Annotated in this window: 15 protein-coding genes; 14 read left to right on the forward strand and 1 reads right to left on the reverse strand. The window is 71.1% G+C overall.

Features of this window, described 5'->3' with window-relative positions:
* Window positions 1–4 precede the first annotated feature (4 nt).
* The gene (locus tag BIV03_RS09055; protein WP_070419133.1) at window positions 5–751 is read left to right on the forward strand and encodes a 4-hydroxy-tetrahydrodipicolinate reductase; all 747 of its coding nucleotides are present in this window, start codon (window positions 5–7) and stop codon (window positions 749–751) included.
* 53 nt (window positions 752–804) lie between these two features.
* The gene (locus BIV03_RS09060) at window positions 805–1218 is read left to right on the forward strand and encodes a tetratricopeptide repeat protein (RefSeq protein WP_071295427.1); all 414 of its coding nucleotides are present in this window, start codon (window positions 805–807) and stop codon (window positions 1216–1218) included.
* Window positions 1219–1271: 53 nt separating this feature from the next.
* Here BIV03_RS09060 and BIV03_RS09065 read toward each other — a convergent pair whose 3' ends face one another.
* Window positions 1272–2183, reverse strand: a complete 912-nt coding sequence (locus BIV03_RS09065) for a TIGR01777 family oxidoreductase (RefSeq protein WP_175475781.1) — start codon at window positions 2181–2183, stop codon at window positions 1272–1274.
* 58 nt (window positions 2184–2241) lie between these two features.
* Here BIV03_RS09065 and BIV03_RS09070 point away from each other — a divergent pair, with 58 nt between their 5' ends.
* From BIV03_RS09070 to BIV03_RS09125, 12 genes are all read left to right on the forward strand, one after another.
* A complete protein-coding gene (locus BIV03_RS09070) occupies window positions 2242–3072 on the forward strand; it encodes a thymidylate synthase (protein ID WP_071295499.1) in 831 nt (276 codons plus the stop codon).
* Complete coding sequence (locus tag BIV03_RS09075) at window positions 3072–3590, forward strand: dihydrofolate reductase (RefSeq protein WP_071295429.1); 519 nt, start codon at window positions 3072–3074, stop codon at window positions 3588–3590. The genes BIV03_RS09070 and BIV03_RS09075 overlap by 1 nt, the downstream gene beginning before the upstream one ends.
* A gap of 150 nt (window positions 3591–3740) precedes the next feature.
* The gene (gene dapA / locus BIV03_RS09080; protein WP_071295500.1) at window positions 3741–4718 is read left to right on the forward strand and encodes a 4-hydroxy-tetrahydrodipicolinate synthase; all 978 of its coding nucleotides are present in this window, start codon (window positions 3741–3743) and stop codon (window positions 4716–4718) included.
* A gap of 48 nt (window positions 4719–4766) precedes the next feature.
* Window positions 4767–6443, forward strand: coding sequence for a ribonuclease J (locus BIV03_RS09085; protein WP_070416509.1), 1677 nt, complete (start codon window positions 4767–4769; stop codon window positions 6441–6443).
* Window positions 6444–6619: 176 nt separating this feature from the next.
* Window positions 6620–7621 carry an HlyD family efflux transporter periplasmic adaptor subunit gene (locus tag BIV03_RS09090; RefSeq protein WP_071295430.1) on the forward strand — a complete coding sequence of 334 codons (1002 nt, stop codon included), beginning with the start codon at window positions 6620–6622 and terminating at the stop codon, window positions 7619–7621.
* Window positions 7618–8364 carry an ABC transporter ATP-binding protein gene (locus BIV03_RS09095; RefSeq protein WP_071295431.1) on the forward strand — a complete coding sequence of 249 codons (747 nt, stop codon included), beginning with the start codon at window positions 7618–7620 and terminating at the stop codon, window positions 8362–8364. The genes BIV03_RS09090 and BIV03_RS09095 overlap by 4 nt, the downstream gene beginning before the upstream one ends.
* A complete protein-coding gene (locus BIV03_RS09100) occupies window positions 8361–9593 on the forward strand; it encodes an ABC transporter permease (RefSeq protein ID WP_083403316.1) in 1233 nt (410 codons plus the stop codon). The genes BIV03_RS09095 and BIV03_RS09100 overlap by 4 nt, the downstream gene beginning before the upstream one ends.
* Window positions 9594–9676: 83 nt before the next feature.
* Entirely contained in the window at window positions 9677–12619 is a 2943-nt protein-coding gene (locus tag BIV03_RS09105; RefSeq protein ID WP_071295432.1) for a DNA translocase FtsK, read from the forward strand.
* The gene (gene pgsA / locus BIV03_RS09110; protein WP_083403317.1) at window positions 12616–13269 is read left to right on the forward strand and encodes a CDP-diacylglycerol--glycerol-3-phosphate 3-phosphatidyltransferase; all 654 of its coding nucleotides are present in this window, start codon (window positions 12616–12618) and stop codon (window positions 13267–13269) included. Before BIV03_RS09105 ends, pgsA begins: the two co-directional genes overlap by 4 nt.
* Entirely contained in the window at window positions 13242–13817 is a 576-nt protein-coding gene (locus BIV03_RS09115; RefSeq protein WP_302847417.1) for a CinA family protein, read from the forward strand. The genes pgsA and BIV03_RS09115 overlap by 28 nt, the downstream gene beginning before the upstream one ends.
* Before the next feature lie 154 nt (window positions 13818–13971).
* On the forward strand, window positions 13972–14280 hold the full coding sequence (locus tag BIV03_RS09120; RefSeq protein WP_058742950.1) for a helix-turn-helix domain-containing protein: 309 nt from the start codon (window positions 13972–13974) through the stop codon (window positions 14278–14280).
* Window positions 14281–14380: 100 nt separating this feature from the next.
* Window positions 14381–14605, forward strand: a complete 225-nt coding sequence (locus BIV03_RS09125) for a DUF3046 domain-containing protein (RefSeq protein ID WP_022907383.1) — start codon at window positions 14381–14383, stop codon at window positions 14603–14605.
* Window positions 14606–14734: the final 129 nt, after the last annotated feature.

A 14734-nucleotide genomic window follows, 5' to 3' on the forward strand; every position in this document is an offset into this window, starting at 1 on the left:
GGACATGGTCACTCCCGTCGCCGTCGTCGGCGCCACCGGTCGTCTCGGGGGCCTCGTGGCCGCCGTGGTCGAGGAACTGCCCGACTTCGAGCTCGTCGCGAGCCTGTCCTCCAAGGACGGGGCGCACGAGGCCGGTCCCGACGTGTTCGGCGGCGCGGCGATCGTGGTGGACGTGACCGTCCCGGCGCTCAGCCCCGCGATCGTCGACAACGCCCTCGTGAGCGGCGCGAACGTGCTCGTCGGCACGTCCGGGTGGTCCGGCGACCGACTCGCGACGCTCCGCGCGGGGCTCGAGTCGCGTCCGGAGCAGGGCGTCTTCGTGGTCCCGAACTTCTCGATCGGGTCCGTGCTCGGCACCCACCTGGCGACGATCGCCGCGCCGTGGTTCCCCTCGGTCGAGATCGTCGAGACGCACCACGCCGGCAAGATCGACTCCCCGTCGGGCACCGCGGTCCGCACGGCCGAGCTCATCGCCGACGCCCGGCGCGAGGTCGGTCCGGTCGACGCACCCCACGTCGACCAGCGCGCGCGGGGGCAGCAGGTCGCGAGCGTCCCGATCCACTCGCTCCGTCTGCCGGGCGTCACGGCCGTGCAGGACGTGGTGCTGAGCGGCCCCGGCGAGACCCTGACCATCCGGCACGACACGAACGACGACGTCGCCTACGTCGCCGGCATCCGTGCAGCCCTGTCCGCCGTGGGGTCGATGCGCGGCCTCACGGTCGGCCTCGGCAGCGTCCTCGGCATCGGCTGACCGTCGTGCGCCTGACCCGGTCCCTCCGTTCGCCCTTCTGGGGCGCGGCGCTCATGGCGGTGCTGCTGGCGCTGTACATCGTGCTCGTCGGGCAGCGTGCCGTGGCGTTCATCGCGACGGGCATCCCGATCGGCATCGGCATCGGCGTCGCGCTCTTCGTCGTCGCGGCGATCGGTGCGCTGCTGCTCGTGCTCGAGTTCCGCTTCGGCCTGCGCATCACCCGGCTCGGCGCCCGACTCGAGCAGGAGGGCGGCGCTCCCTCGGACGTCGTCCCGGTCCGTCCCTCGGGGCGTCCCACGCGCGAGGCCGCCGACGAGCTCTTCCCCGAGTACAAGGCCGCGGTCGAGTCCGACCCGGCGGACTGGCGCGGGTGGTACCGACTCGGCGTCGTCTACGACGCCGCGGGTGACCGCAAGCGGGCGCGGGCCGCGATGCGCGAAGCGCTCAGCAGGGCACGCGTGTCCTGACAGGAGGCGCGGTGCAGGCCCGCACCGCGCCTCCGGGCCCGCAGCCGGTCGCGTCAGAACGCGGCGTCGACCGCGTCCTCGGCGCGCTGGCACCGGAACGCGTAGCCGGACTCGAGCAGCTTCGTCGGCACCATCTGCTGGCTCGACAGGAGCATCTCGTCGGCCGCCTGCTGCAGGAGCAGCCGGAGCGCGAACTCCGGGATCCGGAAGAGGTAGGGCCGGTGCAGGTCCTCGGCGACGCGCTTGGTGATGCGGTCGGCGACGGCGGCCTCGGGGCCGGCGAGGTTCACCGGCCCGACGACGTCCGCGGCGTCGGGGCTGGTCGCGAGGTGCACGATCGCGCCCACCTCGTCCTCGAGGGCGATCCACGGCCAGTGCTGCCCACCGGTGCCGAGGCGGCCGCCGAGCCCGGTCTTCGTGAGCGGGACGAGTGGTGCGAGCGCGCCGCCGCCCTTCCCGACGACGATGCCGGTGCGGAGCGTCACGACGCGGACGCCCTCGGGAGCGGCGCTCGCGGCGGCCTCCCACGCGGTGCAGACCTCGGCGAGGAAGCCGGTGCCGGCGGCCGCGTCGTCCTGCAGGACGTCGGCCGGGCGGTCCCCGTAGACCCCCGAGGCCGACCCCGAGAGGAACAGCGGCGGCGGGTTCGTCGCGTGGCGCATGGCTTCGACGAGGGTCTCGGTGGCGGACACCCGCGACTGCAGGATCTCCTGCTTGTAGGTCTCGGTCCAGGGGAGCTTGCCGATGTTCGCGCCGGCGAGGTTGATCACGACGTCGGCGCCGTCGAGGATCGCCGGGTCGAGCTTCCGGGTGCCCGGGGACCAGCGGAACTCGCTCGCCGTGCGCGGCTCGCGTCGGACGAGGGTGGTGACGTGGTGCCCGGCCTCGCGCAGGGCGTGGACGAGGGGCGTACCGATGAAGCCGGACGCACCGGCGAGCAGGATCGAGAGCGGCGCTGTCGTCATGTCGCTCACGCTACTCAACTGCCCGTGGATGTCTCCGGCTCGTCGTAGGCTCGTGGTCGTGACCGACAGCGAGACCGTGCAGCCCGACCCCACCGTCGCGACCCCCTACGAGGACCTGCTGCGGCGTGTCCTCACCGAAGGGACTCCGAAGGGCGACCGCACCGGGACGGGGACCCGCAGCCTGTTCGGCGCACAGCTCCGGTACGACCTGTCGAAGGGCTTCCCGCTCGTCACGACGAAGCGGGTGCACTTCAAGTCCGTCGCCTACGAGCTGCTCTGGTTCCTGCGCGGCGACGGCAACGCCCGCTGGCTGCAGGAGCACGGCGTCCGGATCTGGAACGAGTGGGCGGACGAGGACGGCGACCTCGGCCCGGTGTACGGCGTGCAGTGGCGTTCGTGGCCGACGCCGTCGGGGGAGCACGTCGACCAGATCTCCCAGGTCATCGAGCAGATCACGACGAACCCGGACAGCCGCCGCCTGATCGTCTCGGCGTGGAACGTCGCCGACATCCCCGAGATGGCGCTCGCCCCGTGCCACGCGTTCTTCCAGTTCTACGTCAACGACGGCAAGCTCTCGTGCCAGCTCTACCAGCGGAGCGCGGACATGTTCCTCGGCGTCCCGTTCAACATCGCCTCGTACGCGCTGCTCACCCACATGATCGCGGCGCAGACCGGGCTCGAGGTCGGCGAGTTCGTGTGGACCGGCGGCGACTGCCACGTCTACGACAACCACGTCGAGCAGGTGGAGGAGCAGCTGTCCCGGACCGCGTACGCGCTCCCCACACTCGAGCTCGCGCCGCGCGACTCGATCGACGACTACGAGTACGAGGACTTCACGGTCGTCGGCTACCACCACCACCCGGCGATCACGGCCGCGGTCGCCGTCTGATGTCGTCCTCGTGGACCGAACCCGTCCGTGGTGTCGGGATGGTCTGGGCGCGCTCGACCAACGGCGTGATCGGGGCCGACGGCGGGATGCCGTGGCACGTGCCGGAGGACCTCGCGCACTTCCGGCAGGTCACCGGCGACGCGACCGTCCTGATGGGGCGCCGCACGTGGGAGTCGTTGCCGGAGCGCTTCCGGCCGCTGCCCGGGCGGCGGAACGTCGTGCTGACGCGTGACGGCTCGTGGACGGCCGACGGGGCCGAGGTCGTGCACGACCTGGCGACCGCGCTGGACACCGACGAGCCCGTGTGGATCATGGGCGGCGGGCAGGTGTACGCGGCGGGGGTGCCCTTCGCCGACCGGGTCTCCGAGACGGTGATCGACGTCGAGGTGCCGGGGGACACCGTGGCGCCGACGCTCGCCGGGGTGGCCGGGTGGTCGCTCGTCGACGAGGGGCCGTGGCAGGAGTCGCGCGTCGACGGGACGCGCTACCGCTTCCTCGAGTGGCGCCGGCGCGCGTAGCGCCGTGCGCCGCGGCGTCAAACCACGGAAACGACATCGCACCAGGCATCGGCGATGGTTCGACGTCGGAAACCTGGTTCGACACGTTCCGGGCACGCACCGTCCACGCGGACGGCAGCCCTCGCGCGCATCCCCGGTACGCTGGTGCCCGTGTCCCCGCGTGAGAATCCCTTCGGTCAGGTCCTCGTCGCCCTCGTGACCCCGTTCACGGCCGACGGCGAGGTCGACTGGCCCGGCGTCGAGCAGCACATCGACGACTGCATCACCGCCGGCGCCGACGGCATCGTGGTCACCGGCACGACCGGTGAGACGAGCACGCTGACCGACCCCGAGAAGCTCCGGCTGGTCGAGGTCGGCAAGTCCGTCGCCGCCGGGCGCGCGAAGATCATCACGGGTGGCGGGTCGAACGAGACCGCACACGCGATCCACCTGTACAAGCAGAGCGAGAAGGCCGGCGCCGACGGTGTGATGATCGTCACGCCGTACTACAACAAGCCGACGCAGTCCGGTGTGCTCACCCACTTCCGGATGATCGCCGACGCGACCGACCTGCCGGTGATCCTGTACGACATCCCCGGTCGCACGGGCATCCCGATCACGTACGAGACGATCGTGCGGGCCTCGCACCACCCGAACATCCTCGCGGTGAAGGACGCCAAGGGCGACTTCGCCGAGGTGTCCCGGGTGCTCAACAACACCGACCTCATGTACTTCTCGGGCGACGACACGAACGTGCTCCCGCACCTGTCGATCGGCGCGACGGGGCTCATCGGCGTCACGGCGAACATCACGTCGACGCCGTACCGCACGATCGTCGACGCCGTGAACCGGGGCGACCTGGCCACCGCGACCGCCGAGCACAAGCGCGTCGAACCCCTCGTCCGTGCCGTGATGACGCACGTGCCGGGTACCGTGGCGGCGAAGTACATCCTGCACGGGCTCGGCCGCATCGGCAGCCCGCGCGTCCGGCTGCCGCTCGTCGGCCCCGAGGACTCCGAGGCGTACGCCATCGAGACCTCGCTCGAAGCCGTCCGGGACATCCCGGGCGCCGACTTCTCCAACTTCCGCCCCGACCGCAACGCAGCGGCCGGCGGTGCTCTTCCGAAGGTGCCAGGCACCACCCGCTAGCGAACACGCGGCGCGCAGGACGCGCGTCGCCCGAATCCGTAGGACCGAATGCCCACACAGATCTCCGAACCGCAGCCGCTCGAAGCCGGCACCCTCCGCGTCATCCCCGTCGGGGGACTCGGCGAGATCGGTCGCAACATGACCGTGTACGAGTACGAGGGCAAGCTGCTCATCGTCGACGCCGGCGTGCTCTTCCCCGAGGAGCACCAGCCCGGGGTCGACCTGATCCTGCCGGACTTCGCGCCGATCCGGGACCGCCTCGACGACGTCCTCGGCGTCGTGCTCACGCACGGCCACGAGGACCACATCGGCGCCGTCCCGTACCTGCTGAAGCTCCGCGACGACATCCCGCTGATCGGCTCCACGCTGACCCTGGCCCTCGTCGAGGCGAAGCTCAAGGAACACCGGATCAAGCCGTACACGCTCGTCGTGGCCGAGGACCAGACCGAGCAGCTCGGCCCGTTCCACCTCGAGTTCGTGGCCGTCAACCACTCCATCCCGGACGCCCTCGCCGTCGCGATCACGACCCCCGCCGGTCGTGTCCTGCACACGGGCGACTTCAAGATGGACCAGCTCCCGCTGGACGACCGCATCACCGACCTCCGTGCCTTCGCACGCCTGGGGGAGCAGGGCGTCGACCTGTTCCTGCCGGACTCGACCAACGCCGACGTGCCGGGCTTCACCGCGCCCGAGCGCGACATCGGACCCGTACTCGAGAACATCATCACGCGCGCCCGCAAGAAGGTCGTCGTGGCGAGCTTCTCGTCGCACGTGCACCGTGTGCAGCAGGTCCTCGACGCCGCTGCCGCCGCGAACCGCAAGGTCGCGTTCATGGGCCGCTCGATGATCCGCAACATGACGATCGCCGCCGACCTCGGCTACCTCCGGGTGCCCGAGAACGTGCTCATCGACACGAAGAAGGCGAAGAACGTCCCCGACGACCAGATCGTCTACATGTCGACCGGGTCGCAGGGCGAGCCGATGGCCGTGCTCGCGCGCATGGCCAACCTCGAGCACCAGATCGAGATCGGCGAGGGCGACACCGTCATCCTCGCCTCGTCGCTGATCCCGGGCAACGAGAACGCCGTGTACCGCGTCATCGACGGGCTCACCAAGCTCGGCGCGAAGGTCGTGCACAAGGGCAACGCCAAGGTGCACGTCTCCGGACACGCGTCGGCCGGCGAACTGCTCTACTGCTACAACATCCTCCGGCCGAAGAACGTGCTGCCCGTGCACGGCGAGCACCGCCACCTGTACGCCAGCGCGGACCTCGCGATCCAGACCGGTGTGCCGCCGCGGAACGTCATCCTCGGCCAGGACGGCATCGTCGTCGACCTGAAGGACGGCGAGGTCCGGGTCGCCGGCCAGCTCGACATCGGGTACGTCTACGTCGACGGGTCGACCGTTGGCGAGATCACCGACGCCGACCTCAAGGACCGCCGGGTCCTCGCGGAAGAGGGCTTCATCTCGATCTTCGCCGCGGTGGACTTCACCACCGGCCAGTGCGTCGTCGGCCCGGAGATCCAGTCGCGCGGCTTCGCCGAGGACGACTCGGTCTTCGACGACGTCCGTCCGCAGATCGCGAAGGCGCTCGCCGAGGCGGCCGCGAACGGCACGCGCGACGGGCACGCCTTCGGGCAGGTCGTCCGCCGGACCGTGGGTCGCTGGGTGAACACGAAGCACCGTCGTCGTCCGATGATCGTGCCGGTGGTCATCGAGGCGTAGTGCTCGTCGCGACCACCGCGGACGTCGCGGTGGTCGCAGTGGCCGTGTCCAGGAGGCGCGGTGCACGTTCCTGACGGACGTGCACCGCGCCTCCTGGTACGTTCCGGCCTGTCGGCTGACCGGTTTCATCCCACAGGATGATCTTCTGTCGGTATGTCAGACAATAGTGTTCCGGGGTGACTGTCCTGCGTCGCTGGGTGTGGCCCGGCCTCAAGTTCCTCGTGTTCGCCGCCATCGCGGTGTCCCTCGTCCGCCTCGCGTTCTTCGCAGCCCAGCCCGAGGGCGAGGAGACCGTCCCGACCGGCGCGATCGAGGACCCGACCGTCACGGTCGCGACCGGCGACATCGTGAACGACGTCGAGGCGACCGGCACGATCCGGTCGGTGGCCGCCACGGCCGTCCGCTCCTCGGTCGAGGGCACGGTGAACAAGGTGTTCGCCGGCAACGGCGCGCACGTCGAGCAGGGCGCCCCGGTGATCGACGTCCGGGTCGAGACCCCGTCGACGGGGACGACCGACGACGGCGAACCGCTGCCCCCGACCGTGACCTTCTCGACCGTCGTCGCGCCGGCGTCCGGCACCGTGTCCGGACTCGACCTCGTCACGAAGCAGCCCGTGGCCATCGGTGACACCGTGGCACGCGTGGCACCGGAGGCCTACCGGGCGACCGCGACCCTCGATGCCGCCCAGCTCTACCGCCTCACCTCGCGTCCGTCCGAGGCGACCGTCACCGTCACCGACGGCCCGGCGCCGTTCACCTGCACCCACCTCACACTGACGAGTGCTGCGGCGTCCTCCGCGGACGACGGCGACGCCGGCGACGACGGCTCCGGTGACGCCTCGGCCGGGGGCACGGAACTCGCGTGCGACGTGCCGAGCGGGGTCACCGTGTTCCCCGGACTCGAGGTCACGGTCGCGGTCCCCGCGGGGAAGGCGGAGGGCGTCCTGACGCTCCCGACGACCGCGGTGCAGGGCACGGCGCAGAAGGGCGTCGTCACGGTCGTGGGCGAGGACGGCAAGCGTGCCGAGAAGACCGTCGCGCTCGGCCTCAACGACGGGGAGAGCGTCGAGGTCCGGTCGGGGCTGTCGGAGGGCGACACCGTCCTGCAGTTCGTCCCGGGCAAGGAGCAGGTCGAGGGCGACGAGTTCGCCGACGACGGCTCCGTGGTGGTCGGATGAGCGCGCGGGCAGCGTCCCTCGTCCGGGTGCGCGGGCTGCGCAAGTCGGTCGAGCTCCCGGACGGGTCCGAGCTCGAGATCCTGCGTGGCGTCGACCTCGACGTCGACGCGGGCAGCCGGGTCGCGATCGTCGGGCGCTCGGGGTCGGGCAAGTCCACCCTGCTCAACGTGCTCGGGTTGCTCGACACCCCGACCGACGGCGTCCACGAGTTCGGCGGTGTCGACGTCGGTCGTGCCGGGTCGCTCCGGCGGGACCGGATCCGCGGGGAGGACGTCGGGTTCGTGTTCCAGCAGTTCAACCTCCTGCAGGGGCGCACCGCGCTCGAGAACGTCGAGGTCCCCCTGCTCTACGCGACCGGACGCGCCTTCTGGGCCAGGCGTCGGCTCGCGCTCGAGATGCTCGACCGGGTCGGACTCGCGGACCGCGCCGACACGCAGCCGCACCGCCTCTCGGGTGGTGAGCAGCAGCGCGTCGCGATCGCACGTGCCCTCGTGCGTGCACCGCGCCTGATCCTCGCGGACGAACCGACGGGTGCACTCGACGTCGACACGGGTCGTGTCGTGATGGAGCTCCTCGAGACCGTCGCCGGCGAGACCGGGGCGGCGCTCGTGACGATCACCCACGACGCCGCAGTCGCCGCACGAGCGGACGTCGTCCACCGCATCGACCACGGCCTGGTCGTCGACCCCACGGACGTGTCCGTCGCCGGGATCGCCGCCGAGGTCGTCGGGGTGACGCCGTGAACCGGGTCGTGACGACCGTCGTCGGCACGCTGGTCGAGTCCTGGCAGGAACTCCGGGTCCACCGTGGCCGGGTCGTGCTCAGCCTTGTCGGCGTCACGATCGCGGTGGCCTCGCTCGCCGTCGTCGTCGGGTTCGGGTCGCTCGCGGAGCGCGTGACGGCGGCGTTCAACGAGCAGTACGGCGGACGTCCCGCGACCTACAGCATCACCGGGACGCCCGGCACCGGTGCGGCCGCGGCGGCCACGGCGGACGCGGTCGACCGGGAACTCCGCGCGGCCGCGGACCGGTACGACGTGCAGTACGCGACCGAGGCGTCGTACACGTCCCGTCGCATCCAGTTCCCGGACGGTGTCGCCGAGGTCCAGGGCATGACGGTCGACCCGCCGTGGGCCGAGATCCACCGGCTGCGGATCGCCGCGGGGGACTGGTTCTCCGAGTCCGACCGGGACCGCCTGGCACCGGCGATCGTCGTCAACCAGGCGTTCCTCGACCGGCTCGGTGGCGCGGACGTGGTCACGCACCCGACCGTCCGGATGCCGGGCACCCCCGGCGTCACCGCGGTCGTCATCGGGCAGTACGTGTCGTCGGAGTACGACACTGACCCGATGTTCTACCAGCTGGCGAACTCCGTCGCGACGGCGAGCGTCACGCCCGGTGCGGACGACGGCAACCAGCGGACGTTCGAGGTCTGGATCCCCGAGCACGGAGCGAAGGCGCTCGCGAACCGGATCGCCAGCGACGCGGAGCGTGCGGTCGGTGGCGACGTGTCGGTGGACGCCGGCCGCATGGACGCCGCGGGCTCGGTGGACGGCGACCCGCTCGGCGCGATGCGCTACGTCATCGCTGGCGTCGCGGTGCTCGTCCTCGTGCTCGGAGGCCTCGGCCTGCTCAACGTGTCGCTCGTGAGCGTCCGCCAGCGCATCCGTGAGATCGGCATCCGTCGTGGCGTCGGCGCCTCGGCGGGGCGGATCTTCGTGGCAGTCCTGCTCGAGAACGTCCTCGGCACCGCGGTGGCCGGCGGCATCGGCGTGATGGTCGGCGCCGCGGTCCTCGGGAACGACACCGTGCGCGGACTGATCACGAGCGGGGTCGAGGTCGGTGGGGCGCCGTTCCCGCTCGAGGCGGCGCTCATCGGCGTCGGGTCGGCCGTGTTCGTCGGCGCGCTCGCCGGCTTCCTGCCCGCGGTGCTCGCGGTCCGGGTGAAGGTCATCGACGCGATCCGGTACTGACACCGCGCCCGCCGTGGCATCCGTCGCGGATGCTGCGGCGGGCCGCGCTCGGTTTGTCCTGAGGGGGGATTAGGGTTCTGCCCATGGCCGGAGGCACCAAGTCGACCACGCGCTCGCGCGCGTCCTCGTCGTCCCGTGGAAGCGGGACGCGTGGCTCGTCGCGCACCCAGGCCACGACGAAGAAGCTGCCGCAGGCCGCACCGACCCCGGTCTTCCGCGAACAGAACCCCCTCGTGACGTTCTGGCTCGCGATGGCGCACGGCGTCGGCGCGGTCTTCCGCCTGCTCGGCACGGAGACGCTCGAGAAGGACCAGCGGCGCGACGGGTTCCCGTTCCTGCTCTTCGTGCTGGCGGTCGCCGGCGCGGTGGTCGAGTGGCTCAACCCGTCGAACGCCGTCTCGGTGGCGCTCGACGCGTACACGTTCGGCGGGCTGTTCGGCCGGCTGGCCTTCGCGTTGCCCGTCATCATGGTCGTCTTCGCCGGGTGGCTCTTCCGGCACCCGGCGTCCGTGCACGACAACACCCGGATCGGGATCGGGCTCGGCCTGTTGCTCGTGTCCATCGCGGCGCTCTGCCACGTGTTCGGCGGGCAGCCGAGCGCCTCGGACGGCATGCCCGCGCTGGCGACCGCCGGCGGTGTCATCGGCTGGGTCGTGATCGCCTGGCTCGTCGCGGTCGCCACCGAGTGGGTCGCGGTGCCGGTCGCGGTGCTGCTGCTCGTGCTCTCGCTCTTCATCATCACCAAGACGCCGCCGAACAAGATCGGTCGGCGCCTGCACGAGCTCTACGCGTACCTGTTCGGCGCGCCGGCCCCCGCGACGGAGACGGACGAGCCCGTCGCCGAGGCGCCCGCCGCACGGACCAAGCCGACGAAGAAGCGCGGCGCGAAGGGCGACACCGACTTCCAGCTGTTCGACGACCTCGGCTTCGAGGACGACAAGGCCGCCGAGTCCGACGCCGAGGGCGGGACCATCCCGTGGTGGCGCCGGAACAAGTCCGGTCGCGAAGAGGACCCGGCGTACGACAGCCCCATGATCAGCGGTGCGACGTCGACCGTGCCCCCGGCCGCCGCAGCCGCGCCGGCTCCCGGCCGGAACGCCGGTGCCGCCGCCGGTCTGGTCGACCACACGCCGGCCGAGCCCGGTTCGGTCAACCTCAACGACTCGGTCGAGCAGGACCTGCAGATCGCCGAACAGGCCCTGCGCGACTTCGGGACCCCGGTGCCGGAACGCCCGGCGCCGGCCGAGGTCGTCCGTCCGGACGCCTCGGTGTCGCCGGTGGTCTCGCCGTCGCTCCCGGCCGAGGACCTCTCCGTCGACGCCGCCGACGACACGGACGGCCTGCCCCCGGTGGCCGGCCCCGATGAAGACCCGGCCGCGCCCTACCGGCTGCCGGCCGCCACGACGCTGAGCTCCGGCACGCCGTCGGTCGCACGCAGCCAGGCGAACGACGACATCGTCGCCGCCATCACGAGCGTCCTCACCGAGTTCAAGGTGGACGCGAAGGTCACCGGGTTCTCCCGTGGGCCGACGGTGACCCGGTACGAGATCGAGCTCGGCCCCGGCGTGAAGGTCGAGCGCGTCACCGCCCTGTCGAAGAACCTGTCGTACGCGGTCGCCTCGAACGAGGTCCGCATCCTGTCGCCGATCCCGGGCAAGAGCGCGATCGGCGTCGAGATCCCGAACACCGACCGCGAGACCGTCTCCCTCGGTGACGTCCTGCGCTCGAACGCCGCTCGCAAGTCCAAGCACCCGATGACGATCGGCGTCGGCAAGGACGTCGAGGGCGGCTTCGTCGTGGCCAACCTCGCGAAGATGCCGCACCTGCTCGTCGCCGGCTCCACCGGGTCCGGCAAGTCGGTGTTCATCAACTCGATGATCACATCGCTGCTCATGCGCGCGAAGCCGTCCGAGGTCCGCATGGTCCTCGTCGACCCGAAGCGCGTCGAGCTCTCGATCTACGCCGGCGTCCCGCACCTCATCACGCCCATCATCACGAACCCGAAGAAGGCGGCCGAGGCGCTGCAGTGGGTCGTGAAGGAGATGGACATGCGGTACGACGACCTCGCGTCGTTCGGGTTCCGGCACGTCGACGACTTCAACAAGGCGATCGCGAACAACGAGATCGTCCTTCCGGCCGGCAGCGAGCGGAAGCTCAAGCCGTACCCGTACCTGCTCGTCGTCGTCGACGAGCTCGCCGACCTCATGCTCGTCGCGCCGCGTGACGTCGAGGAGTCGATCGTCCGCATCACCCAGCTCGCCCGTGCCGCCGGTATCCACCTGGTGCTCGCGACGCAGCGTCCGTCGGTCGACGTCATCACCGGGCTCATCAAGGCGAACGTGCCGTCGCGGATCGCCTTCGCGGTGACCAGCGTCACCGACTCCCGGGTCATCCTCGACCAGCCGGGCGCCGACAAGCTCATCGGGCAGGGCGACGCGCTCTTCCTGCCGATGGGGTCGTCGAAGTCGCTCCGCGTCCAGGGTGCCTGGGTGCAGGAGAGCGAGGTCGCCGAGGTCGTCCAGCACGTCACCCGCCAGGCCCGTCCGGAGTACCGCCAGGACGTCCAGGCCGTGGTCGAGCGCAAGGAGATCGACGCGGACATCGGCGACGACCTCGAGCTGCTGCTCGCGGCGGTCGAGCAGGTCGTGTCGACGCAGTTCGGGTCGACCTCGATGCTCCAGCGCAAGCTCCGCGTCGGGTTCGCCAAGGCCGGCCGTCTGATGGACCTCATGGAGTCCCGCGACATCGTGGGGCCGTCCGAGGGCTCGAAGGCGCGCGACGTCCTCGTGACGACCGACCAGCTGCCGGCCGTGCTCGCGAAGCTCCGGGGCGAGGAGCCACCAGCGGGTGCTGCCCCGGCAGCCCCCGCTGCCGGTCCGGCTCCCGTGGCGCCGGCTCCGGCGTCGGCCCCGACCGACGACGGCGACCGCTACGGTGCCGACCCGGTGGCGGACATGACGCGCGGGTACGATGAAGCAGACGACGAGCCCGATGAGGACGCGTGGGGACTGACGGGCAGGGAGTGAGTGCGATGACCGCCTCGGACAGCACGGAGACCACGCACGGCGCACGCTTCCCGTGGCGCGGACGACTCCTGCGCAAGGGCCCCGGCCCGGCGTCGACGGGCAACGTCGCGAACATCATCACGGTCGTGCGCATCCTCATGGCGCCGCTGTTCTTCGTGCTGCTCCTGACGGACGCCGGCACCGACGGGCCGCTGCGCATCTGGGCGGCCGTCGTGTTCGTCGTCGCCATCGTCACGGACAGCGCCGACGGCATCATCGCCCGCCGGCAGAACCTCGTCACGGACTTCGGGAAGCTCGTCGACCCGATCGCGGACAAGGTCCTCATCGGCGGCGCCCTCGTCGCGCTGTCGATCCTCGGCGAGCTCCCCTGGTACGTGACCGTGCTGATCATGGTGCGCGAGATCGGCATCACGGTCTTCCGGTTCGCGGTGCTCTCGGACCGGGTGATCCCGGCGAGCCGGGGCGGCAAGATCAAGACCGTGCTGCAGGCCGTCGCGTTGACCGCCGCGCTCTTCCCGTGGTGGAACCTCGTGGGGGACTGGGCACACTGGGTGAACGGCATCCTGATGACCGCGGCCTTCCTGGCGACCATCCTGAGCGGCATCGACTACGTGTACCAGGCGTGGAAGCACAACCGGACCACCGCGTGACGGCGGCCGACGACGTCACCGGCACCGCGCCTCCAGGACACGACACCGGACCCGACGTCCGGACGTCCGCTCGCGACCTCGTCGCGCGCCTGACCGAACGGGGCGACACCGTCGCCGTGGCGGAGTCGCTCACCGGTGGACTCGTCGTCGCGACCCTCGTCGGCGTGCCGGGCGCCAGCGCCGTGGTGCGCGGGGGAGTCGTGGCCTACGCGACGCCCGTGAAGCACACCGTGCTCGGCGTCTCGTCGGCGCTGCTCGCGTCCAACGGTGCGGTCGACCCCGAGGTGGCTCGGCAGATGGCCTCGGGCGTGCGAGCAGCACTCGCGGTCGACGGAGCACCCGCGACCTGGGGCATCAGCACGACCGGTGTCGCCGGACCCGACCCGCAGGACGGTCAGCCGGTGGGGACGGTCTTCGTCGGCATCGCGGACGCCGACGGTGCCCAGGCGTACGAGTTGCACCTCGACGGCGATCGCGATGCAATCCGCTGGGCGACCGTCTCCGAACTCCTGGCACGGATGTCGTCCACGATCCGGGCCCGGGAATAGGTCCCGTTTCCACTGGGTTACATCTCACGCAATCTCCAGCAGTAGAGCAGCCGGCGTGGTTAGCATGCTGCAACCGGCAACGCTACTGTTGCTGAACCCGAACTCGGCCATCAGGACCGAGCGGGCGCGGAGACGACAGAGAGGAGGAGTTCTCATGGTTCTCGTTCGTCAGGAAATCGGCGACGTTCTGCGGGACTTCCGCTTGCAGAAGGGCCGGACCCTCCGTCAGGTCGCGTCCAAGGCCAGCGTGGCTCTCGGGTACCTCAGCGAGGTCGAGCGTGGGCAGAAGGAAGCCAGCTCGGAGATCCTCGCGTCCGTCGCGGACGCGCTGGACACCCCCATCTCGACCATCATGCGTGAGGTCGGCGACCGTCTCGCGGTGGTCGAGGGGCTCACCCCGGTGCCCGACACGCTCCCGGACGACCTCGTCGCCGAGTTCGACAACGACCTCGCGGTGCGCTGACACCACCGCTTCCCGAACGCCCCCGCTGGTCCGCCAGCGGGGGCGTTCGGCGTTCCGGGGCCGTGCTCTGGCGGCGAGGCGGCGCGGTTACGCTGGGATGATGCGCGTGAGTGAGTTCTGGCGGGCCGTCGACCAGGTGTTCGGCGATGCCTACGGTGCCGTCGTCAGTCGTGACGTGGTGCTCGAGGAACTCGGCGGACGCTCGGCGGCCGAGGCGCTCGACGCGGGCATCGATGCGCGCCGCGTGTGGGAGGCGCTGTGCGAGTCGCAGGACGTCCCGCTCGAGAAGCGGCACGGCAAGGGGCTGGCGGAACCGCGGGACTGACGCGCGGTCTCCGTCCGAAACTCTGTTCGGCGTGTTGCTCGAACGGGTGTTCGATCGGTGGTAGCTTCCTCCACAGCGGCGCTGTCCGGAGAGTTCGTCCACAGATCGCGCGGTCGTCGGCAGTGATGT

Origin of the sequence: Curtobacterium sp. MCBA15_016 (assembly GCF_001865105.1) — a bacterium.
GTDB lineage: Bacteria > Actinomycetota > Actinomycetes > Actinomycetales > Microbacteriaceae > Curtobacterium.